Source organism: Akkermansia sp. RCC_12PD, assembly GCF_036417355.1.
GTDB lineage: Bacteria > Verrucomicrobiota > Verrucomicrobiia > Verrucomicrobiales > Akkermansiaceae > Akkermansia.
In genome coordinates, this window is the sequence record NZ_CP143889.1 from 3,071,027 (window position 1) to 3,093,316 (window position 22,290).

The following is a 22,290-nucleotide window of genomic DNA, read 5'->3' on the forward strand; positions in this document are numbered from 1 at the left end:
GGCTTCCGTCCCATCTTTTCCCGCATGGCACCCGTTGACCTGAAAGAGGAAATCCTGCGCTTGAAGAAAGAGCGCAACGCCGTCATCCTGGCGCACAGCTACCAGACGGCGGATATCCAGGATATTGCGGATTTTGTGGGGGATTCCCTGGGACTGGCCTACAAGGCGCAGAGCACGGACTGCCGCGTGATCGCCTTCTGCGGCGTCCACTTCATGGCGGAAACCGCCAAGATTCTCAATCCGGATAAAACGGTCGTCCTGCCGGACGCCGACGCCGGGTGCTCCCTGGAAGCCTCCTGCGACGCCGGGGAACTGGGAGCTTTTTTAAAAGAAAACGCCGACAGGAATTATTACGTGGTGGCGTACGTGAACTGCTCCATAGGCGTGAAGGCTCTGGCGGACGTCATCGTCACTTCCGGGAATGCCGTCAACATTGTCTCCCAGGCTCCGGAGGACCGCCCCATCCTGTTCGTGCCGGACCAGAACCTGGGCGCCTGGGTAGGCCGCCAGCTCGGCCGCCCGATGGAGTTGTGGAACGGAGCCTGCCACGTGCACATGGAGTTCACGCGGGACCAGATTCTGGCCCTGAAGGAGAAACACCCCGGCGCGCTGGTGGTGGCCCATCCGGAATGCACGGAGGCCGTGCGCCTGCTGGCGGACCACATTTGCTCCACGGAAAAAATGATTCCCTTCTGCACGGAGAGCCCCGCCTCCTCCTTCATCATCGTGACTGAATCCGGCATCCTGCACCGCCTGCGCAAGCTGGTGCCGGGCAAGGAGTTCATCCCGGCCCCCACGGAACAGTGCTCCTGCAGCACCTGCCCGTACATGAAGATGAACACGCTGGAAAAACTGTACCACGCCCTGCGTGACCTCACCCCCGCCGTGGAATTGCCGGAAGACCTGCGCAAACGGGCGGAGGCCCCCCTGCTCCGCATGCTGGAGCAGTCCAAATCCTGACCGCCGTTCCCGGACATGATACGCCTTTCCGACCACATCGCCGCAGCCGGGGGCTGGCTTTCCCTGGAAGCCTTCATGCAGCTGGCCCTGTACCATTCGGAGGAAGGCTATTATTCCACCGCCATTGAAAACATCGGGATGCGCGGGGATTTTTCCACCACGCCCACCCTTTCCCCCATTCTGGCCAAAGCCATCATTGCCCGCTGGAAGGAGGCGTGCGCCCGCTGCGGCACGCGGCTGCCTCTGCTGGAGATAGGAGCCGGGTCTGGCGCCCTGGCCGTCAAGATCATGGACCAACTGGGGTTCTGGAACCGGCTGAACACGGATTACGTCATTGTGGAGACGTCTCCCCGGCTCCGGGAGTTCCAGCACCTTCTGCTGGGCAGCCAGGCAAAAATCTATTCCGGCATGGAAAAAGCACTGAAGCACTGCGGCGGAAAGGCCTTCATCTTTTCCAATGAACTGGTGGACGCCTTTCCCGCGCGGGTGTTCGAATATACGGAACAGGGCTGGCAGGAAGTCGGTCTGACCGTGAAGGACGGCGCCGTCCGGGAGGAGTTGCGCCCCGTCCTTCAAAAGCCCCTGTTTTCCCACATGCTGGAGTACGATTCCCAGCCGGGCCAGCGCATTGAAATCCATGATTCCTACGCCAAGTGGTTCACCGGATGGCTTCCCCTGTGGAGTATGGGCTCCATGACGGTCATCGACTACGGAGCAGAGATGGAATACCTGTACCATCGCCGCCCCAGAGGCTCCCTGCGCGGCTACAAAAGCCACCAGGTGCTGAGCGGGGAGGAGCTGTACAGCTACCCCGGCAGGACGGATATTACCTGCGACGTCAATTTTACGGACCTTCTGGAACTTTCCCGCAACTGCATCGGGGACCGGGTCACCCTGGCCACCCAGCGAGACTACCTGCTTCCCTACGCGGAAAAAACGCCCCAGGACGCCTTCCTGACCGACGAATACGGTGCGGGCGGCCATTTCCAGGTTCTGATTCACGAACGCTTGTAAATGAGCACACGTTTTAACGGCAGGAGAACATACTTCCCCTTCAGCCCCAAGTTTTTTATGGAAGCACTCAATGCAAATCCGCGATGCCTGCCGCCGACGGATCGAACCACATGTTGATTCTTTTTTGTATTATTGTATTTTTACAAAGAAACAGCTATTGCCTGCCGATGTTTTCCTGTGAGGCATGCCCGGTTATCGGGGCTGACTTATTTGATTCCGTCAATTCATGTCCTCAATTTGCATTTTTCTTAATTCCGCTGCCCTGTAAGCGTTCCTGAAAACAAAGTAAACGGTGGACATGGGAAACATGGTAACTCCTCCGGTCAACAGCAGCGTATACCAAACGTGATAGGGCTGACCGACAACATAAGCAGTACCCCCGGAGAGTAAAAATAACAAACTAATACCAAGAAGACATTTGGCCGTGTTCAAGATCAACCTGCGGCATTTGCCTTTCCGGGCGTAAAATGCAGCAATGGGAGCCAGAGTGCCACAAAGTACTCCGATGGCCGTACCTGGTATCCAGGCATACCTCGCAGCCGTCATTGGATCGAACCACATAGTGTTTATTCCTTTCTAGTTTTATTGTATTCGTTGATAAGGGACTTGGCAGTTTCCAAATCAATTTTCTCATTCAGGGCAAGTTGCTTGATATACGTGACAAAAGGGTCATTCATCATGATGCTATCGGCCGCTTCAATTTTTTTAATCAGCTTGTCCAACCGCAATCTTACGGTGGGATACGTTACCCCGTATTGTTGCGCCACCGCCTTTAATGATCCTGAAGACAGAATGAACTTCTTAATGAAACTTATGTCTTCATCCCCAAGATTCGTGAACCAATCTGACGTAATGTTCATAAAAATACCTCAAACTCTTTAATATTATTCAATGTATATTTAATTATATCCAAGTCAAGAGAGATCGTTTTAATTTTTCCGCCTGAGGATTTTGAGCATCGTCCCACTTGGAAATAGAAAAATAAAGGACATGAGGGTTCTCTTCCAGATCTGTTGAAATGATCCCGCAACTGTGCGGAGATTGCAAAACCGGACAAGCCCGGTTAGTCGGAAAGCACAGCCTAAAGCCCGTAAAGCAAATAAAAATGAATCAAACCTTCGCTAACAAAAGGCGTCCTTAGGTCAAACCATGTGAAATATTCTCCTTCTTTCGTTCCCTTCTGATGACCGCGCCTTGGGAACAGAGATTTTCCGGTTCTTGCCAGTTAGCCTGGACATTCCGGGTTCCATCCATCAAATTCCGTTTCCACCTCCTTTCCCAACACCATGCTCGACCTTCTTTCCCTTCTGCTGGATGTCCCGTCCCTTTTGGCGGGGCTTTCTCCACGTTCCCGATATGAAGGGGAATCCCCATACTGGCGTTTCATGGGACTTCTTCTTCTGGCGGCGGACTTGGCCGTGTTGTTTTCATGGAACATTACGGAAAGCATGCCGGCCCTGGTGGCCGCTATTGCCCTGAGCCTCTGGCTGGTCGTGCATCTTGTCATCCGCTCCTCCAAGGACAGGGAGAAACGCGGTTAACTCTCCCTTCATGACAAAAATTACATAATATGTTCATTTGCAATTTCTACCGCTCTTCTGTCATAATTTCTTCAACTTTTTTGAACGTTAAACCGTCCTGCGGACTCTAACCTGCATCAGTAACAAACCGGGTGGCGGGAGGTAGAGAGACCGCCGTCCATAATGGGGAGTTCTGAGTTTCATAGGTAATATAGTTGGATAAAAACCCGCACGGGGGCAACCCTGTGCGGGTTTATTCATCCCGCTCCGAATGGTTTGAAAGACCAGGCGGAACGGGGCCGTAGAAAAACATGATTGAACCAAATTAAGGCTTGAGAGTTGAAGGCAGGTCGCTAATCTGGCTTCAGCAAGATTTATCTATCATCATGGTCACCACAAACGAACCGAATATTTACGAAACAGGAGTATTGGACCCCAATGCGGAAGGCAATTTCGTCTACACCACGCTGGATGCCGCCATCAACTGGATTCGTAAAAATTCCCTCTGGCCCATGCCGATGGGGCTTTCCTGCTGCGCCATCGAGTTCATGGCCGTGGCCTGCTCCCGGTACGACCTTTCCCGTTTCGGCTCCGAAGTGACGCGTTTCTCCCCGCGCCAGGCGGACGTGATGATCGTGGCCGGCACCGTGACCTACAAGATGGCCCTGGCCGTGCGCCGCATCTGGGACCAGATGCCGGAGCCCAAATGGTGCATTGCGATGGGCGCCTGCGCTTCCACCGGCGGCATGTTCCGCTCCTATTCCGTGCTGCAGGGCGTGGACAAGATTCTGCCTGTGGACGTTTACATTTCCGGGTGCCCTCCCCGGCCGGAAGCCATTCTGGAAAGTCTGCTCACCCTCCGCAAGAAGCTGGACACCCAGCATCCCGCCCGCACCTTCTTCAAGAAGGATGAACCCAGGGAAGCCAACTCCCCCATGCCGATTTCCACGGAAATGCCCATCGAATAAACCTTCCCTCCTCCACCTTTTACCTCCTTTTCTCCATGCCTTCTTCAGAATCACAGATCAAGACCGCTGCAGACAGCGTCCTGAACCGCTTCGGCAGGGACGTCATCACGGACCGTTATGAATTTCGCGGAGACACCACGCTGATCGTGGCCCGCAGTTCCGTGGCGGAAGTCGTCCGCTGGCTGCGGGATTCCGCCGGGTTTGACATGCTGGTGAACCTCTGCTCCGTGGACAACATGGGCGAGAGCCCCCGCTTTGAAGTCATCTACACGCTGACCCAGGCGGAAACGGGCGTGAACCTGAGCCTCAAGACGAAGGTGGACGACGGCGAGGAAGTGCCCAGCGTCTCCGGGATTTTCCAGGGCGCCAACTGGCACGAACGCGAAGTGTGGGACCTGATGGGCATTAAATTCTCCGGCCATCCGGACATGCGCCGCATCCTGATGTGGGAGGGCTATCCCTATTTCCCGCTCCGGAAGGATTTCCCCGTCCAGGGCCTGCCCACGGAAGTGCCCGGAGTGGCGTTTACGGAAGCAGCCCCCACCCAGGGAGCGCCGTTCGCCACGGAACAGGGCGCCTGCCCCAGTACATGCCGCGAACCCAGGTCACACAAGTTTTAGCCCCGTTTTCCGCCCTGCGAGCCAGGGCCCGCCCCATGATCCGTTTCGCCTCCATCCTGTCAGTATGCTTCATCGGCCTGCTCGGCAGCTGCCAGAACACCAATCCGGCAGAGCAGGAATGGAAAGATCAGTTGTATAAAAATCTGGCCCTTGTCGGAGCCAGGAACTGGATTGTCATTGCGGAAGCCTCCTTCCCGGCTTACACGGGGCCCGGCATCAGGACCATGGTTTCCGACAAGAAGTCCGACGAAGTTCTTCTTGAGGTCCTGGACATTCTGGAAGAGGAGGCCCACGTGCTGCCCCGCATCATGATCAGCTCCGAGCTGCGCAGCGTCACGGAGGACTACGCTCCCGGCATCAAGCGCTACCGCAACAATATCAACAAGATGCTTCCCGGACGCCAGCATTTTGAACTGATGAGCCGCACGATCAATTCCCTGATCGAAGACGCTTCCAAGCAGTTCAATGTACTGGTCATCAAGACAAAAACGGCACTTCCCTATTCCAACATTTATATTGAACTGGATTCCGGCTACTGGAATTCGGAGTCGGAAACGGCCCTGCGCAAAAAGCTGGAGGCCAGGGACGCCGCCAACCGCCGCCAAGCCGCGGACACCGTCCTGGACGTTCCTCTCGCGCCTGTTCCGGCCCCCAATCCAGCCGCTGCCCCGGGGCAGCCCAATTCCGCAACCCCGCCGCCGGCCGTTCCCGCCGCATCCCCTGCGGACAAGCTTCCCGCGCTTCCCAAGGACAGCGGGCAGCCTGCGCCAACCACGCCGCCGGCCAGAGACAAAACACCCGGAATCGCCCCGCCGCCCATCAAGGACCCTCTGGGCGGCAAGTCAGCTATCGCCAGATTTTCATGAACCGACACATCGACAAGGCTACCGAGGAACGCCTCCGCATTGAGGCATGGGTGGGCGACGCCATTCTGGCGCTCTATGTAAGGGAATGGATTCTGGCGGAAGAAGGAGCCATCAACGGCAGGCTCTTCGTGGAATTCACCAGCAATGATTTCCTGCGCCGCACCGGCAATGCCACGGGAGTGGAAGCGGAAATAGGACGCATGTTCAAGGCGGAGGGGCTGGAAGCCGCCTACGCCTGGATTGAACAGAATTTGAGGCCCCGCATGGAGGAGCGCTGGCATACCCTGCGCCGGAAAGCCCTCAAGTAATTCCGCAGCCATGGCCGCTACTGGAATACCCATGCCCTGGGAAAAAAACGCCGGACCGTGCGTGATGGCACCTCCGCATCTGTCCGAATGGGCGCAGCGAGCTGCCGCCTTCCTGGAACGGCAGGGCGTGGAAGACCTCGTCGCATTCGCTACGTCCGGATCTTCCGGCTCCCCGCCCAAGGCCGTTTTGTTTACCCGGCAGGCGTTGAACATCTGCGCCCGCGGCGCTCTGGAACACCTGCATGCGGAACGCGGAGACTGGTGCTGTCCCCTCCCTGTCTGGCACGTGGGGGGAGCCATGATTTACCTGCGCGCCGGACTTGCCGGAACGGCCGTACATACCCTGGAGGGCAAGTGGAATCCCCATGCCTATGCGGACCTGATGAAAACTTCCGGTGCCTGTTGGTCCTCCCTGGTGCCCACGCAGGTAGTCGACCTGGTGAACGAGGCAATACAGGCTCCTCCCGCCGTCCGGTGCATCATCGTAGGCGGCGGCACTCTGGATATGGAGACAGGCAGGCGCGCCCGCTCGCTCGGCTGGCCCGTGGTCCAGAGCTACGGCATGACGGAGTCCGGCTCCCAGCTGGCTACCGCCTTTCCGAATGAACCCTACCACACGGACCGGCTTTCCATCCTCTCGCACTGGGAGGTGGCGGCGGATTCCCTGGGCCGTGCACGCTTCCAGGGTGAAGGGAAGCTGTGCGGCCGCCTGCTGACGCAGGACAACGGCGAATTCCTGCTGGAACACGTGCCGTCCCGCGACTGGTGGACCACCTGCGACCTGGTTCGCCTGGAAGGGCGCTTCCTGACGTTCCTGCGCCGGGCAGACAGGCTCGTCAAAATCCTGGGGGAGCTGGTTGATCCGGATGCGGTCCAGGAGGCCCTGCGGCACCGCGCACCCGGCGCCGTGGTGGAAGCCGTGCCCCACCCGCGCGCAGGAGCGGAACTGGTGGCCTGCGGTCCTTCCGCGGCACGTCTGAAAGAAGCTTCCCGCAAATGGAATGAAACGGCGCCCGGCCCGCAGCGCATAGGCTCCATCATGGAAACGCCCATACCCCTGACAATCATGGGAAAACTGGACCGCATCGCCCTGCGCGCCATGCTGCGTCAACATCCGGAGAAACGGGAGCGGATGGATTTTCCCTGCTAGGAATGCATCCGTTCCGCGGCTTTTCATTTCCCCCTCCGGAGTGCGGGCAGAGGCATATCCGCCACTCCCGGAAAAAGAACGTGACATAATAAATATTTAAACATCAGGGCACGTGAAAAACGCTTGTAGGGCATAGGTTTTTCCTGTTAGAAAAGAACTAATCCATGCGTGCCTGTCTTTTGCTTATTCCTTTTATTTTTTCCGCCCTGGCCCACGCCCAGGACATTCCTGCGGCATTAACGGAGACGGCGTCCGGAAAACCCGGACAGGTTCAGCCACCGCATCTGGACCGACTGCCCATGGACGGAGGGTGGACTTACGGAGAACTTCTCGACAAGGCCCTGACGGGCGATTTCCGCGCCAATATGCTGGCAGGGGAGTACTGGATGGGGTTTTATTACCTGAACCGGGGCGACCTGCCTCTGGCCTGCCTGGAGCATATGCAGAGCTTTTTCCAGAAAGCGGCGGAGAAGTCCGGGCATCCGGCACCGCGGCTGATGATGACGGACCCCTACGGGATTTTCGGAATTTTCAAAACCGCCCCCATGCGGCCGGAGCACGCGGGATGGCTTGCCGACTGCCGCAAGCTGGCGGAACAGGGAGATATGGATGCCGTGACGGCCCTGTACACGGTTACGGATCTTCCCGCGGAAGATTTGAAGCGTTATCTGGCGCCGCTGGAAAAGAAGGCAGCCAAGGGGGACCAGGACGCCCTGGCCCAGCTTGCCTTCATCAAAACGGACTGGCTGAAGGAAGACCCGGCCGCCACTCTTGCTACCCTGCAGAAGCACGGCAGGAATGCCAAACCGGTCCTGCTGGCGCGCATGGGTCAGCTGGCCCTTTCCCTGAGCAATTCCGTTCCTCAAAACGATCCGCGCCGGAAGGAATGGCGGGATTTGGCTGTTCAAACACTTTCCCGGGCTGCGGAACAGGGCCATGCCACGGCCATGCGGACCCTCGCGGCCATGCCGGAAGGAACCGATGCGGAAAAAAACAGGGGATTTCTGAAAAGCCTGTGCGCCCGGGGAGACTTGGAATGCCTGCTGGCCGGACTTTCCGGCTACATGAAGGAAAAAACTGGTTCCGTGGACGGAAAGATGCTGCAGGACATGTTCGACAAAGCCCGGAAACTGGGCAGTAACAATGCCTGCGCGTGGTATTCCCAGCTTCTGTCCGAGGCCAAGCCTCCGCAGGAACAGGAAGTGCAGGAAGCGGCCCGGGCCCTGCTGGCGCTTCATGACGAACGGGCCATGCCCTTCCTGAAAGAACCGCTCGCGCTTCCGCAGAAAAAGCTCAACCATCTTCCCCCCTACGCCAAAACGCACAAGGAATTGGAACTGGCCTCCCAGATGGGGGACGTGGATTCCTGCGTCCAGCTCGGCGAGCTGTGGAAGGAGGAATTGGCCAATACGATGGATTCCGTGGGAAAAGCCCATGAAGCGCAGGAGAACATGCGCACATGGTACAAGATGGCGGCGGAGGAAGGCCACCCCCCTTGCCAAATTGCGCCTGGCCCAGATGGAAGACCCCGACCTGCTGGAAAAACCGGCTTCGGAGCCGGGGGCAACTCTGCTGAACGACTGCCTGGCCAAAGCCGCCACCGGAGATTTCATCACGCTGAAAGGCATTGCGGAGTACGTCACACCGGAACAGTGGGAAACACTGATAGAACCCCTCCGCAACAAGGCACGGGAAGGAGATTCCCTCAGCCAGGCCAATCTGGCCTACCTGATGCTGTTCAGCTACAGGAGCGAGGAGTCCGGCTATCCGGAAGCCCTTGCCTGGGCCCGTCTTTCCGCCGGACAGGGCGATCCCTGCGGCATGTACGTTCTGGGCCGCGCCCTGATTTATGAGTTCGGACTGGAAAAACGCATGGCAGAAGGAGATTCCTGGATGTTCCGAGCGGCCCTGAAAGGCCATGTGGACGCGGCGGACATATGGAGCTCCAACAACGAGAACCTTCAGCCCTACAGTGCCATGATGCATGGCCTTGCTTCCCGCGGGCACATCCCTTCCCTGCTTTTCCTGGCGAACCAGGCGGCCTATCCCCAGAATGCGACGGAACAGGCAGCCGGAGAGGAAAGGAAGGATGCCTCCCGCACGGACAAGACGGCCACGGGAGGGGATGAAACCGATCCCGGCGCCGTTCCCCCGTGGATGACCGAAAGCGGCAGGGAGCGCAGCGTTCCGGAACCCGCATCCGTCAATCCGGAAGCCGTGAAGTTCTGGGAACAGGCGGCGGAACTGGGAAGCCTGACCGCCCTGGACGAATTGGCCGCCTATTACGAAACCGTGGCCCGCAACGTGCAGGACCCGGCCGAACGCCAGCAGCTTCAGGCCTCCGCCATGACCGCTTCCACCGCACTGGTGAGGAAGAACGACGTGCGCGGATTCAAGCGCATGGCCCGTTATTACGAGCAAGGAATCGGCGTGCAGCCGAACAAGGAACTGCACAGGGATTATGTGCTGAAAGCCGCGGAAACGAACGACCCGGAAGCCCTGGTGGAAAAGGCCAGGCTGCTGATCAAGGGAGAAGGAATGGAACCGGACCCGAAAGCCGCCCTGGAGATTCTGACCAGGCTGGAGCCGAACCAGGTCCGTCCCGTTCCCGGGCTGTACTTCCTGCTGGGCTACCTGCATGAAGAAGGACTGGGCACGCAGCGGGACACCGCCCTGGCGTACCAGTTTTACATGAAGGGTGCGGAACAGGAAGACGACAAGGCCATGAACAATCTCGGATCCATGTATGAAGGAGGAAACGGAGTGGCTAAAAACCTGGACGAAGCCAAAAAATGGTACGAACAGGCGGCCGCCCTGGGCAATGAAGACGCCCGGGCCAATGTGGAACGGGTCAAGGAGAAGATGAAAAAGGCGGTTAAATAATCCCTGCCTGCGGGAATGCCCGCAGAGTGAAAAACGGGGTCTTTTCCATCCCCGTCCGTGGCCGGAAACGGAGAACTCCGCCTTTTATGCTGAAAGCCTGCTGGCGGCTCCTGTCCGGCAGTGCATGGCGCCGTCCCATTTTCCTTTCCGCGCAGGGTCCGCATCCCCTTGACGACAAAGACCAGGGACCTCCATTCCCCGGAAGGAGTTTGAAGGAATTTTGGTGAAACCCGGCAAGGGATCATTCCCTGGTCACTTTCAGGCGCAGAAAGCGGCGTTCCCTCCCTGTGCCGACCGCTTCCGGGTCCATAAACTCCGCCGAGGTCTTTCCCGCCGTCTCCGCTTCACCCAGCAGGGTCCAGGTTTCCAGATCCGTGGACGCCTCCACCTCATGCTTCACGTCCATTGCATCCGGATTGACGGGCCACGATAGGACCAGGTGCATTTTCCCATCCTCCCCTTCCTTTGCCGTCACGCTGGTGACGCTTCCGCAGGGCCGGAGAGGATCAAGCCCCGTAGCGTATTTCATCAGGTTGACGATGCCGTCGCCGGAGGGTGCGGCCTCCGGGGCCGTCTGGTCCCCCGCCGTTCCGGAGGGGAATTTGTCCTGTACCCATTTGTCATATCCTGCCGTTTCAGGTGCTTCCTGCGTGACGCTGACGGAGCATTCCTGCCCCTCGGACGCCCGGAACACAACCGTTCCGGAACGCGGCCTTCCGGATTTGTTTTCTCCGGCCGTCAGAACCACCGTCGTTCGGCCGATGCCGGAATCCGCGGAAACGGATAACCATTCCGGACGGACGGTCACCATCCATCCCAGATTTTCCTCTTCCATCTGCACTTCCACGTCCGCCGTGCCGCCTTCCGCCGGCAGGACGGCCCCCACGCGGGAGAGGGAGAAAGGAGAGGGCGTGTCGGGGAACGATGTGGAAGAGACATATCGATTGGCGGCGCGCAACAGGGAACGGCGGTCAAAATAGTTGTTCCGACCAGCGGAGTCCGCCAAGTCCAGACCCAGGTCCCAGTACATGAATCCGGCCAGTTTCTGGTCGCTGATGTATTTGGCCTTTTTCTTAATGGTCGTTACACCGTTGTAATGGAGTGTTCTGGTTCCGTCGGAGTAGGTATAAACCGCCGTGTCGTTGTCCGGATTGTCCGCTTCCGGGCAATTGGCGGCTATGTCCCTGTATCCCTTGATATAGGCGCCGGGACTGGAGCCTCCGGGCGTTCCCTGGAAGGGCGCGCTCAGAATGATCTTGTTGTCCGGGAAGCCCTGCTTCCGGAAATTGCCGCATGCCGTGACCATGCTGTTGTACGTGTTCACGTCAATGGACGGCCCGTAGTTCTGGAAAGTGAAATAGTCCACATACTGCATGTAGGCCGCCGGAAATTTGTAGGAAACCGTATGGAGGGAGATGGAGAAGAACATGTCCGGGCAGGCGGTGCGGATAGCCTGGGCCAGCATGCCGTACTGGTTCCACTGGGCAGTGTTCTCATACATCCATTCAAAGTCCAGGTCCACACCGTCCAGCGGGTATGTTTTGATCAATTCCGCTATGTTGTCCGCAAATCTTTGACGCGCGGCGGCATTGGAAATCATGGAAGACCACGCTCCACCGGCAATGCCGAGCCGGATGCGCATGCCGGAAACGCCCGCCGTCCATTTGCGCAGGCAGCGCAGGTGTTCCGCCCAGGAAGCGGTATCGCGCCCGAAGATATCGCTATTGCCCCAGCGGGCGACAATGAGGCGGTCATTCCAATTGGGCTGCACTTCCGTACCCAGACGATTCACCGGCCGGGCCAGATGCCACACGCGCATTTCATCAATCCTGCCTTGCAGATCCCGCCCCACTACGGCATTCGCCGTGCCGTTCATATTCCCCGGGGAAGCTTTTGCCGTAGCCACAGCGGAACCGTTCACGTAAAAAACGCCCGTTCCCTCCGCGGAATTCCGGATGAAGGACAGCCAGAAGTATTCATGGAGGGCGATGGCAGGCAAATCCGCCTCCCAGGCGGCGGAGGAGCCCACCTGCAAACGGGCCTTGTAATGGCCGTCCGCCCATGACAGCGTCATGGACACGCTGTCATTCTCAAACAGGGTGACGTTCTGTTCCCCCGCGGAAAGGGCCATGTTGATTTCAATGGTGAACGCATTGGCATTGTTTCCCGTTACCAGGCCGTTGCCTACGTACATGCAGGCCCCGTCCCCGGAGAATTCCAGAACGTTCGTCCGCGTGCCGTCGGAAGGAAGCAGCCGCACGCCCCTGCTTTCCGTCACATCATTGTCCGGGTAGGAGAAATTGATTTCTCCATTGGCGGCAGGAGAAGCGGAACCGATGTAAATCAGGTCCGAATTATTGATCATGTGGGACCTGTTCGGCCAGTTCCACATGATATGGCTTTCACGCACATACCCGGTTACCAGCATGTAGCGGAACACGGAATTGTCCGCCACGATGGAGAATTCCGCTCCGGCAGGCGCAACCGCCTGGTAGGAACGGGTCAGGGCACTCCCTGTTTTTTCCGCAAATTCCGTCCATTTGGCATCCCGGAAATCACCGTCCAGCCTCCAGAGTCCGACCAGCCGGTCATACCTGGGATGCGCCATGGGCAGAGGCCCCGTCAGAAAGAAATCGTCAATGTCATCCCCCAGTGAGGCATTCCAGAACCTCACTTCATCCCTGGCACCCCTGAATTCCGCATCCAGCACCACGCCGTTCCAGGCTTTTTCCGCGGCGGCGAGGAAAGGAGCGCCGGGAAGAGAACCTGCCGCAGCGCCGTCCACATACAGGCGGGCGTTTTCAGCATCCAGGGAAACGGCCACATGATGCCAAGACCCGGCGGCAAACACATCTCCGGAAGCTTCCAGAACCGTTTCCCCTTCCTGCCCCGGGAAGGATAATTGAAGTTTTCCGCGGTTCAGGGAAAGGGAAATGTTTCCCAGAGACAGAATCCTGCCGGAAGAAGAGTCTCCTTCCGGCTTGATCCAGAGTTCGCACGTCATTTCACGGGAAGAGGACCATGTGTCCGCCGGCACAGGCAGCGCGACCGCGGCAGGAAGGGAAGTCAGGGCCCTGTTATTCAGCACGCTGACGGGCCTCGGCTCCGGTGCGGGAGGAGCCGGAGAGCCATCCGTCATGACGGTAAGGGCATTCAGTTCCATCCTTCCAGAAGCGGAAGCATTCGCCTTCTTGGTTACGTCAAATTCCAGAACGCCGGAAGTGTCCGCACAGGCCTTCCACTCCACCGCCATGTAAATGTCTCCTTCCGCCGTGTTCACCGCTCCCGTCCAGGTTGCGCCATTCAAGGTTCCCGAAGAAGTCTGGAGGGCATTCACCTCCTTCAATTCCCCGGAAACCAGGGAAACGGACTGGTACTGGGGTTTATTGGACCCCATGAAGAAGGAAACCGTATATTCCTTCCCCGGAAGCAGTCCGGACAGAGATACGCGCGCCGTGGCCGTGGCTCCGGGCGTACCGTTGGCACTCAGTCGTCCGCTGGTGTTGAATGCCTCGCAATGATTGGGAAAATCAAATGCCGAAGGGGAATCCGGCGTGGCCGCTGCGTGAGTTCCACGGCTGGCCGAGTTTTCCTGCCATGTCCACAGTGTGTTGGAAGAAAGAAGATTATTAAAATTTCCAACACTGGCCTTGGCGGAAACGGACAGATATACGGCATTGCCGAACAAGCTACCCGCCATGATGGATGAGGAGGAAGCCGCTCCGTTCCTGCTCAGCGGGACATTCACGAAAGTATTGGCCGCTCCGGCCCTGGTTGCCGTAAAGGACGCATTGGTCCATCCCTCCTGAGTGGTGGAAGAGGCATTTCCGAAATCAACACCAAAGGATTCCCTGGCGGATTCCCCATGCACCAGAGCACCCAGCCCGCATGCAAACGCCGCAATCAGGCTAAGCAAGATGTTGTTCCTCAACATGATCATTGAGCATCCAACATGGGAATCACTTTACAAGCAAAAAGCTGCCGGAACACCGGACAGGAAAGATTCACTTCTCTCCCCTTGTTCCGGCATTCCATACAGCCCAGAAAACAGAAGCCATTCAAGCTCTACTCAACCTCTGCGGCGACGCATCAGCATGGCGGCCAAGCCTATCAATCCCAGAGACGCCGTAGCCGGTTCAGGAACCATTTCTCCGGAAATCTGAAGATTGGTGATCGACGCGGCCATACCCCCTGACTGGCTCCCCGATTTATAGGCGTTAAAAATAAGCCCGTAGGAATCATAGGAGGCATCACCCATATTCAGGTCGATGGAAACGTGGATGCCATCGGAAGACAGATTGTCAACCGCATCCGCCAGGGACCAGGTGCCGATAACCGTGGAAGAGCCGTCGGCTGCAAACCCGTAAATGTCGCACGTGTAGGTGCATTCAAACTGAGCGGAACCCCACGTACTGCTTTTGGCAATGTCAAAGGACAAGGCAGAAGGAGCAGCGGCAGGGGCCAGAGAAAATTTGAGCCCGGCAAAGTTGCCGCCAGTGTTCTGGGAAGCCGCGCCCCCAACCTGCAAACTGACAGCCCCGGCGCTGAATGCAACCTGGTTCGCCAAAGCCGACTTCTCCCAAACGCCATGCCAGGACATGAGATCATACCCCCATACATCCGCGGGAGTGATCCCGTTCGCGTTCAAACCTGTAGTTCCGGAATCCACCGGGGACAGGTCCATCAGCACGGTGGAAGCCTCCGCTGCGGGAAGCAATGCGAGGCAACCTATGAGATATAGAGTTTTCTTCATATGAGGCTATTAATATTTTATTGGTTATAGATACCGGATTTCTAATCCGTGATAAATCAACGCCGCAACGCAAGAATGCTTATGACAGGGAGCATAAGGATCATAGGAATGATAGAGGATTTTGCTACTCCCTGTTATTCCTATTATCCTTATATATTTATTATCCCTAATCAACTTTTCTCCAGATTTTTTCGTTGACTTCCGGATTAGAAATCCGCAGCAGATGTTTTCCATATTCCTACATTTTGCTTATTAAATATTTACTTTAATTCAAAATAGAAAAAAGGAGCAGGATTTCCTATCCTGCTCCCTTGAAAACAATGGCGGGTTAATGGTTTAATACGCCAATTCACCGTTCATGACGCGGCGTTCAAACTCGGCCACGTCCACCACCTTCCCGCTCAGGCGGGCGTGTTCCGTGGCAAAGGCCATCACGTGGGAATGGGCGGATTCCTCAATGGAGGTTGTCATGTCTGCCGGGGAGGATACCGTGAGTATGTCGTCATACAGCGCCTGCACCAGTCCCCAGTCGCCTCCGCCGTGCCCCTGGTAGCCGCCTTCCAGTTCTTCCAGTTCCACCACGCGGGGCCGGCCTCCGAAGTGGGGCGTCACGGTGATTTCCCCCGGGCCGTTTTCCTTGTAGAAGGCTCCGGCGCGGATCCTGCCTTTGGTGCCGTACACTTCAATGTGGCGCCCCTGTTCAAAAGCCGTCATGGTGAAGGTGCCGGTCAGGCCGCCTTCAAAGCGCATGATGGAGACCTGGTGGTCCGGCTGGTCGTTGTCGCACTGAAGGTAGTCCCTGCCCCACGGGGAGGTCTTGAGCCATTCATAGATTTCCTCCGCCGTGGCTTCCCGGGCACGGTCGTACACCATGCCCAGCCAGCGCTTGCATTCGTCGTCCGTGGCGTATTTGCGCGCGTCCCAGGGGTCTTCCCCCACCGGAGCGGTCCAGTCCGTGCAGCGTTCCGGACGCGGGGATGAGAGCGTCTTTCTCGTGAAGAAGGAGAGTTCCCCGAAGCTGGCGAGGGACAGGCATTTGCGCCGCCCCATGAGCCAGTAAAGGATGTCCATGTCATGGCAGCATTTGGCTACGATCATGGGCGTGGAGGTTTTGCTGTTTCCCCAGTGGCCGCGAACGAAGGAGTGGGCGAAGTGCCACGCCCCTACGCCTTCATTGGCGTTGAAGGTGACGATGTCTCCGATTTCCCCGCTGTCGATGATTTTTTTCAGCGTGCGGTAGAACTGGGTGTAGCGCAGGACGTGGCACACGGCCACGCGGCGGTCCAGGCGTTTCGCCAGGTCGCGCAGTTCCAGTGCTTCTTTCAGCGTTTTGGCGATGGGTTTTTCCAGCAGGACGTTGTAGCCCAGTTCCAAGGCCTTTTTACAAGGGACGTAATGGTAGTCATCCTGCGTGCCGATGATGGCGACGTCCGCCAGGCGCGGTTGCGCCAGCAGAGATTCCGCATCCGGAAACAGGCGGACGGAGGCGCGTTCCTCCTCCGGGGCAAAGTCCCGCACGGCTTCCGCACGTTCCTTCACGGGGTCCGCCGCCGCGGCGATGCGGTAACGGTCCTTCCGTTCCATGGCCAGCTCCATGTAGGTCCGGGTGCGGGAACCGCAGCCGATGCCGGCGAGGGAGAGTCTTTTTTGTTCAGGCATGAGTATGGCAGACAGGCGGACGGTTTAAAGAATGCCGGATTTGACAAGGAGGGCCTCCGCATCGGGATCACGCCCCATGAAGTCCCGGTAGAGTTCTGCAGCGGGCTTGCTGTTGCCCTTGCTCAGGATGCAGCGGCGGAAGTCGCGGCCGGTCTGCGGGTTCAGCACCCCTTCCTTCAGGAATCGGCTGAAGGCGTCCGCTTCCAGCACTTCCGCCCATTTGTAGGAGTAGTAACCCGCGGCATAGCCCGTGGGGTCCGCAAAGATGTGGGTCAGGCGGCGTGCAACGGACGGGCCACGGTGCGTCATCGGAACCCGGTAGTCCGCCAGAATGCGTTCATCCGTTTCCTCCAGGGCGCTGCCCTTGTATTCGGGCCAGCGGGCATGCAGTTCCAGGTCCAGCTTGCCGAAGCAGAGCTGGCGCATGAATGCCGTGCCGCTCATGTAGTTGCGCGCGGCGCGCATTTTGGCGAAGAGTTCTTCCGGAATTTTTTCACCGGTTTCATAATGGGCGGCAAAGAGGTCCACGGATTCCCGTTCCCAGCACCAGTTTTCATTGATCTGGGAGGGCAGTTCCACGAAGTCCCAGGCCACGCTCGTTCCCGCCAGGGATTTCACTTCCACATCGGAAAGGAGCTGGTGCAGCAGGTGGCCGAATTCGTGGAAGACGGTTTCCACTTCCATATGGGACAGCAGGGCCGGCCTGTCCCCTACGGGCTTGGTCATGTTCCCGACCATCAGGCCCAGGTGGGGCACCCGCGGGCTGCCGCCGCGTGGCGGTTCCCCGACGCTCAGGCAGTTCATCCAGGCTCCTCCGCGCTTGGAGTCGCGAGGATGCCAGTCGGCATAGAAGGACCCCATGTGTTCCCCCGTTTCCGAGTCGTGCAGGTCATAGAACAGCACATCCGGATGCCAGACTTCCACCGCGCCTTCCGGCATTTCTTCCCCGGGTTTGGCGACCGCCGTTTTTCTGGGCGTTACCGTGATTCCGTACAGTCCGGAGTAAATGGAGAACAGGCCGTCCATGACCTTCTGCACGGAGTAGTAGGGCCGCAGGTCTTCCTCGTCAAAGGCATACAGCTCCCGGCGGCGCTTTTCCGCCCAGTAGGAGGTTTCCCACGGGGAAAGCTTTTCCACGGGTTTTCCGGTTTTTTCCTCCTTGTATTGGCGCACGGCTTCCATATCCGCCAGGAAGGAGGGTTTCACTTTGTCGTGCAGGTCATTGATGAAGTCCAGGGCGTTCGCGCCGCTGGCCGCCATCCGGCGGGAGGTGGTGTAGTCCGCAAAGGTACCGAAGCCGAGCAGGCGGGCCTTCCGGTCGCGAAGGTCCAGGATTTCCGCGATGAGGGCTTCGTTGTCGTATTCCCCATCCCTGCCGATGGTGCAGGAGCCTTCCCATACCTTGCGGCGCAAGTCGTCGGAATCCGCAAATTGCAAAACCGGCTGGAGGGAGGTGAATTTCTGCGTGAAGCGCCATTCGGGGTTTTCTTCCGTACCGTGGCCGTTGGCCAGGGCGTCCAGTCGGGCGGCTTCCCGTGCGGATTCCGGCAGGCCGGCAAGCTCCGCCTCATTCGTCACCACCAGTTCCCACGCATTGGTGGAGTCCAGGACGTTTTCCGCAAATTTCTTGGTCTTGAGGGAGAGCTGCGCTTCTATTTCCGCATATTCCGGCTTCACTTCATCCGGCAGGTCCGCTCCGCTTTCGCGGAAGTCCGCCAGGGTTTCCTGGATGAAGCGCTGCTTCACGGGAGAGAGGTCTTTCACCCAGTCGCAGGCCGCGGCGGCCTTGAGCACCTTCCACAGCATGGGGTTGAGGGAAACGGAGGAGGAGAAGGCCACCACCTCCGGCAGCATTTCCCCGATGGCTTCGCGCTGGGAGGGTTCATCGTTCACGGAGTCCAGATGCATGATGCGGCCCCAGCCGCGGTTCAGGTCCTCGGAGGCTTTTTCCAGGGCGCCGAATGTGTTTTCATAAGTCAGGGAGTCCAGAGGCAGGTCGCAAATGGCCTGGATGTTCGTCTTGGCGCGGAAGATGGCTTCCGTAATGTCCGGCTTGATGGCTTCCGGCGTCAGCCGGGACCAGGAGACCAGGAAGGAGGGGTCCAGATAAGGATGGTTCATGTCGATTAATGGGTTTTATTGAAAAGGATTATTTGGCCGCGGCGCGGGCCTTTTTCATGGTTTCCAGCACTCCGGCGTGGTTGGGGAAGCGTTTCAGACCCTGCTCGCACATTTCCAGGCTTTCCTTGCTCTTGCCGGCTTTCAGGTAGGCGCGGGCCAGAATCCATTCCTCCGGATACGGCAGCACCGGGGGCAGGAGAAGGGAAGCGAAGCGCTGGTCCCGGATGGCGTTGGAAAGCCAGATGTTGGCGGATTCCGGGAACATCATGGCGCGGATTTCCATAGCGTACGCGTTGCCGAGCTGCAGGCAGCGGACCCAGTAGGAAAGGCTCATTTGCTGCCTGGCCGTTGCCGCGCCGTCCATCAGAAGACGGATGATGCCGGAGAGCTTGTCAAACCGGGCGGATACGGCGGACACCGCGCCCTGCTGCAAGGAGTATTTGGCCCCCATGTATTGCGTGAGCATGGCCATCATGCCGTTGCTCAGGTCCGGGAAGCCCTTGGGAAGGGGAGCCGGCGAGGCTTTGAGGACGTATTCCTGCCGGGGAAGGTCCGGATTGGCCAGCATGAGGCGCACGGGAAGGTTCCTGGCCTCCCATATTTGCAGGAGCGTTCCGGGGGCGAGGGGATATTCCCTGTCCAGAGGAACGGAGGCAACGGCGGAGGCTATCCTGTCCGCCTCCTTGTAACGGCCCGCGCAGAATTCGGAAACCGCGCGGTAAATGGCGGAACGGAAGTAGGCGTCATTGAGGGCGCGGGGTACTTTTTCCGATTTTTCCCAGTTTACGCACAGGTCCTCCGATTTTTTAAAGGCGGCCGAGGCGCCCCGGTAATCCCCCGTGCGGAACAGGAAATGGCCCAGCAGGTGATGGGCGGAAGAAGACTGCGGGTTGGCGGCCACAGCCCTGCGGGCGGTTTCCACCGTTTCCGGGGGGATGACGGGAGCCACTTCATCCAGCAGGGCGCGCATGAACAGGGCCGCTTGGGAGCCGGGACGCTTTTTCAGCACTTCATCCACGAGGCGGACAGCTTCCTCCTGCCCTTCTCCGGGTTTGCCCCGGTCATCAAAGCCGTCCCGCAGGAGCATGGCGTAAAACAGGGGGGCGTAAGGGTCGCGCGGCCATGTTTCGTACAGGGTCTTCCACGCCTTGCGGGCTTCTTCCGGGCCATCCATGAGCAGCACAGCCAGGGCGTCCGCATAGGCCCGTTCATGTTCCGGGAAGGCGGGATGAAGCGCCAGCTCCTTCATGCTTTTCATGGATTCCACGCGTTCCTTCTGGAATTCCGGCCCTGCCGCCATGAGGCTCATGCATACGCCCCAATGCGCCATCAGGCAGTCGGGGTCCAGCTTCAGGGCGGCGGAAAATTTCCGGTACGCCTTCATGTCGCCGAAGGTGAGCAGGTGCGTCATCCCCTCCAGCACCAGCGGCTGGGCCGCGGGGCAAGAGGTGCAGACGGCCATCATTTCCACACCGGGAGGCAGCGGCGGGGCCTGAGCCGGACGAACGGCAGCGGCCTCCTTCTTCCATGCATTCAGGACGGGACGGTCCAGCCAGGAAGCAGCATTTGCGGAAAGAGCCGCACACAAGCCGCACGCGGCAGCCAGAAAAATACGGTTGAAGGGAAGCTGCATGGGATAAGGCGGTGTTGGTTACATTCTGTCCGGCACACGGATGCCAAGCAGCCCCAGCCCGTGTTCCAGCGTTCGGGCGGTCAGCTCGCACAGGGCCAACCGGGAATGGCGGACGACGCCTTCCGATTTCAGGACCGGGCAGGCTTCATAGAAAGAATGGAAGGCGCGGGCCAGATCGAACAGGTAGGCGGCCAGGACGTTCGGACGGCAGTCGTCCAGCACTTGCGGAACGACTTCCCCATAACGGGCGAGAAGTCTTGCCAAGTGGATTTCCGCGTCCCGGGAGAGCTCCACGGGGGCAGTCCAGTCCAACAGAGCGCCGTCCAGCTTCCTGAAAATGGAGCGGACGCGCACGTAGGAGTTCTGAAGGTAGGGGGCCGTGTCCCCCTGGAGGGCCAGCATTTTATCCCAATTGAATACGTAGTCCGTCATCCGGTTCTGGGAGAGTTCCGCAAATTTCACGGCACCGATGCCGACGATTTCCGAAACGCGCTTCTTTTCCTCTTCCGGCATGTCCGGGCTTTTTTCCTCCACCACGCGGGCGGCCCGTTCAATGGCTTCATCCAGCACGTCCTGAAGGGAAACGGTATCCCCAGACCGCGTCTTGAAGGGCTTGCGGTCGTCGCCGAGAATGGAGCCGAACGCAATGTGGCGGTAATCCCCGTCCATGCCGCGGCGGCGCTGGGCGGAGAAGATCTGGCGGAAATGAAGCGCCTGCGGAGCGCCTACCACGTACCAGATGGAGTCCGCGCCCCAGGTCCTGATCCGGTGGTCCAGCGTGGCCAGGTCCGTAGTGGCGTAAAGGAAACCGCCGTCCGCCTTCCGGATAATGCAGGGGTTGGCACGCCATTCACCCTTTTCCTGAACCAGGAAAGGATCTTCATTCGGAGGAACGGAACCGTCGGAAAATACGCAGATGGCTCCGTCGCTTTCGCGGGCGAGTCCGGCGGCGATCATACCGTCCACCAGCGGAGCCAGCGCATCGTTGTAAAAACTTTCCCCCAGCCAGTAGTCAAAGTGAATGTCAAGCTGGTCGTAAATCCTGGAAAGGCCGGATTTGGATACTTCCACGCAGCGTTTCCAGATGGCGAGGTTTTCTTCGTCCCCGGCCTGGAGCTTCACCAGTTCCGCCTTGCAGGTGTCCAGCAGTTCCGGCTGTTCCTTGCACATCAGGTTCACGTCCTTGTACACGCGGAGCAGTTCGTCAATGGGGTTGGCGGCCAGGGCCTGTTCATCCAGAATGTTTTTCCAGCCCCACAAGATCATGCCGAACTGGGTTCCCCAGTCGCCGATGTGGTTGTCCGTAATGACCTTGTGGCCTACAAAGCGGGCTACGCGGGAGAGGGCGTCGCCGATGATGGTGGAACGGATGTGGCCCACGTGCATCGGCTTGGCGACGTTGGGCGCGGAAAAGTCGATCACGATCGTTTTGGGATTCTGCACCTGCTCCACGCCCAGCCGTTCGTCCGCCAGCATGGCAAGCAGCCGCGAGGCGTAAAATTCCGGCTTGATGCGGAAATTGATGAAGCCCGGTCCGGCGATTTCCAGGGAGCAGACATCGTCCTCCCCCGCCTGGTCGACCACCTGCTGGGCGAGCGCGCGGGGATTCGTTCGGCACTGCTTGGCCAGAACCATGGCGGCGTTGCTCTGGTAGTCCCCGAAGCGCAAGTCCGCGGACGGGGCCACGGTGGCGCGAAAATCGGCGGGAAGGTCCGCCCCCAATACCGCCTTCAATGCGGCCGATAACTTTTCTTCAAGTATTCCGGGTATGGTCATGTCTGCTCAGATGAACGGACATTCCACCTCCATAGTCAAGGCGCAACTGTCATCAAGAC

17 protein-coding genes are annotated in these 22,290 nt (G+C 58.6%); 10 read left to right on the forward strand and 7 right to left on the reverse strand.

What is annotated here, in order from left to right; all coding sequences use genetic code 11:
• Window positions 1–24 precede the first annotated feature (24 nt).
• Window positions 25–960: a quinolinate synthase NadA gene (gene nadA / locus V3C20_RS12995; RefSeq protein ID WP_130082547.1), complete on the forward strand. Its 936-nt coding sequence runs from the start codon at window positions 25–27 to the stop codon at window positions 958–960.
• Window positions 961–975: 15 nt separating this feature from the next.
• Window positions 976–1,974, forward strand: coding sequence for an SAM-dependent methyltransferase (locus tag V3C20_RS13000; RefSeq protein WP_130082546.1), 999 nt, complete (start codon window positions 976–978; stop codon window positions 1,972–1,974).
• A 566-nt stretch (window positions 1,975–2,540) separates the two neighbouring features.
• On the opposite strand, the gene V3C20_RS13005 is transcribed toward V3C20_RS13000, so the two are convergent.
• Window positions 2,541–2,834: a DUF2089 family protein gene (locus V3C20_RS13005; protein WP_130082545.1), complete on the reverse strand. Its 294-nt coding sequence runs from the start codon at window positions 2,832–2,834 to the stop codon at window positions 2,541–2,543.
• Window positions 2,835–3,260: 426 nt separating this feature from the next.
• Here V3C20_RS13005 and V3C20_RS13010 point away from each other — a divergent pair, with 426 nt between their 5' ends.
• The 8 genes from V3C20_RS13010 (at window position 3,261) to V3C20_RS13045 (ending at window position 10,289) form a co-directional block, all read left to right on the forward strand.
• A complete protein-coding gene (locus V3C20_RS13010; protein WP_130082544.1) occupies window positions 3,261–3,515 on the forward strand; it encodes a hypothetical protein in 255 nt (84 codons plus the stop codon).
• Window positions 3,516–3,880: 365 nt separating this feature from the next.
• The gene (gene nuoB / locus V3C20_RS13015) at window positions 3,881–4,462 is read left to right on the forward strand and encodes an NADH-quinone oxidoreductase subunit NuoB (RefSeq protein WP_067572915.1); all 582 of its coding nucleotides are present in this window, start codon (window positions 3,881–3,883) and stop codon (window positions 4,460–4,462) included.
• 35 nt (window positions 4,463–4,497) lie between these two features.
• Window positions 4,498–5,082 (forward strand): NADH-quinone oxidoreductase subunit C, encoded by a 585-nt coding sequence (locus V3C20_RS13020; protein WP_130082543.1) that lies wholly within the window; start codon window positions 4,498–4,500, stop codon window positions 5,080–5,082.
• Window positions 5,083–5,117: 35 nt separating this feature from the next.
• Entirely contained in the window at window positions 5,118–5,948 is an 831-nt protein-coding gene (locus V3C20_RS13025; protein WP_130082542.1) for a hypothetical protein, read from the forward strand.
• Complete coding sequence (locus tag V3C20_RS13030; protein WP_130082541.1) at window positions 5,945–6,256, forward strand: ribonuclease III domain-containing protein; 312 nt, start codon at window positions 5,945–5,947, stop codon at window positions 6,254–6,256. Before V3C20_RS13025 ends, V3C20_RS13030 begins: the two co-directional genes overlap by 4 nt.
• A 31-nt stretch (window positions 6,257–6,287) precedes the next feature.
• A complete protein-coding gene (locus V3C20_RS13035) occupies window positions 6,288–7,406 on the forward strand; it encodes an AMP-binding protein (RefSeq protein ID WP_161981649.1) in 1,119 nt (372 codons plus the stop codon).
• A gap of 164 nt (window positions 7,407–7,570) precedes the next feature.
• Window positions 7,571–9,259 carry a hypothetical protein gene (locus V3C20_RS13040; protein ID WP_330935399.1) on the forward strand — a complete coding sequence of 563 codons (1,689 nt, stop codon included), beginning with the start codon at window positions 7,571–7,573 and terminating at the stop codon, window positions 9,257–9,259.
• On the forward strand, window positions 9,141–10,289 hold the full coding sequence (locus V3C20_RS13045; protein ID WP_330935449.1) for a tetratricopeptide repeat protein: 1,149 nt from the start codon (window positions 9,141–9,143) through the stop codon (window positions 10,287–10,289). The genes V3C20_RS13040 and V3C20_RS13045 overlap by 119 nt, the downstream gene beginning before the upstream one ends.
• A 241-nt stretch (window positions 10,290–10,530) precedes the next feature.
• On the opposite strand, the gene V3C20_RS13050 is transcribed toward V3C20_RS13045, so the two are convergent.
• The 6 genes from V3C20_RS13050 to argS form a co-directional block, all read right to left on the reverse strand.
• Entirely contained in the window at window positions 10,531–14,205 is a 3,675-nt protein-coding gene (locus V3C20_RS13050; RefSeq protein ID WP_161981800.1) for a glycosyl hydrolase family 18 protein, read from the reverse strand.
• Window positions 14,206–14,358: 153 nt separating this feature from the next.
• Window positions 14,359–15,042, reverse strand: a complete 684-nt coding sequence (locus V3C20_RS13055) for a PEP-CTERM sorting domain-containing protein (protein ID WP_130082537.1) — start codon at window positions 15,040–15,042, stop codon at window positions 14,359–14,361.
• 336 nt (window positions 15,043–15,378) lie between these two features.
• On the reverse strand, window positions 15,379–16,701 hold the full coding sequence (locus tag V3C20_RS13060) for a Gfo/Idh/MocA family oxidoreductase (RefSeq protein ID WP_130082536.1): 1,323 nt from the start codon (window positions 16,699–16,701) through the stop codon (window positions 15,379–15,381).
• 24 nt (window positions 16,702–16,725) lie between these two features.
• Window positions 16,726–18,822, reverse strand: coding sequence for a M3 family metallopeptidase (locus V3C20_RS13065; protein WP_130082535.1), 2,097 nt, complete (start codon window positions 18,820–18,822; stop codon window positions 16,726–16,728).
• Window positions 18,823–18,850: 28 nt separating this feature from the next.
• The gene (locus V3C20_RS13070; protein ID WP_130082534.1) at window positions 18,851–20,455 is read right to left on the reverse strand and encodes a hypothetical protein; all 1,605 of its coding nucleotides are present in this window, start codon (window positions 20,453–20,455) and stop codon (window positions 18,851–18,853) included.
• Window positions 20,456–20,473: 18 nt separating this feature from the next.
• Window positions 20,474–22,231 carry an arginine--tRNA ligase gene (gene argS, locus V3C20_RS13075; RefSeq protein WP_130082533.1) on the reverse strand — a complete coding sequence of 586 codons (1,758 nt, stop codon included), beginning with the start codon at window positions 22,229–22,231 and terminating at the stop codon, window positions 20,474–20,476.
• Between the last annotated feature and the right edge of the window lie 59 nt (window positions 22,232–22,290).

What these genes read in the sequence shown, in the direction of transcription:
- nadA (WP_130082547.1), top strand. Translation starts at nt 25, where the DNA reads ATGGCACCCGTTGACCTGAAAGAGGAAATCCTGCGCTTGAAGAAAGAG.
- V3C20_RS13000 (WP_130082546.1), top strand. Translation starts at nt 976, where the DNA reads ATGATACGCCTTTCCGACCACATCGCCGCAGCCGGGGGCTGGCTTTCC.
- V3C20_RS13005 (WP_130082545.1), bottom strand. Translation starts at nt 2,834, where the DNA reads ATGAACATTACGTCAGATTGGTTCACGAATCTTGGGGATGAAGACATA.
- V3C20_RS13010 (WP_130082544.1), top strand. Translation starts at nt 3,261, where the DNA reads ATGCTCGACCTTCTTTCCCTTCTGCTGGATGTCCCGTCCCTTTTGGCG.
- nuoB (WP_067572915.1), top strand. Translation starts at nt 3,881, where the DNA reads ATGGTCACCACAAACGAACCGAATATTTACGAAACAGGAGTATTGGAC.
- V3C20_RS13020 (WP_130082543.1), top strand. Translation starts at nt 4,498, where the DNA reads ATGCCTTCTTCAGAATCACAGATCAAGACCGCTGCAGACAGCGTCCTG.
- V3C20_RS13025 (WP_130082542.1), top strand. Translation starts at nt 5,118, where the DNA reads ATGATCCGTTTCGCCTCCATCCTGTCAGTATGCTTCATCGGCCTGCTC.
- V3C20_RS13030 (WP_130082541.1), top strand. Translation starts at nt 5,945, where the DNA reads ATGAACCGACACATCGACAAGGCTACCGAGGAACGCCTCCGCATTGAG.
- V3C20_RS13035 (WP_161981649.1), top strand. Translation starts at nt 6,288, where the DNA reads ATGCCCTGGGAAAAAAACGCCGGACCGTGCGTGATGGCACCTCCGCAT.
- V3C20_RS13040 (WP_330935399.1), top strand. Translation starts at nt 7,571, where the DNA reads ATGCGTGCCTGTCTTTTGCTTATTCCTTTTATTTTTTCCGCCCTGGCC.
- V3C20_RS13055 (WP_130082537.1), bottom strand. Translation starts at nt 15,042, where the DNA reads ATGAAGAAAACTCTATATCTCATAGGTTGCCTCGCATTGCTTCCCGCA.
- V3C20_RS13060 (WP_130082536.1), bottom strand. Translation starts at nt 16,701, where the DNA reads ATGCCTGAACAAAAAAGACTCTCCCTCGCCGGCATCGGCTGCGGTTCC.
- V3C20_RS13065 (WP_130082535.1), bottom strand. Translation starts at nt 18,822, where the DNA reads ATGAACCATCCTTATCTGGACCCCTCCTTCCTGGTCTCCTGGTCCCGG.
- V3C20_RS13070 (WP_130082534.1), bottom strand. Translation starts at nt 20,455, where the DNA reads ATGCAGCTTCCCTTCAACCGTATTTTTCTGGCTGCCGCGTGCGGCTTG.
- argS (WP_130082533.1), bottom strand. Translation starts at nt 22,231, where the DNA reads ATGACCATACCCGGAATACTTGAAGAAAAGTTATCGGCCGCATTGAAG.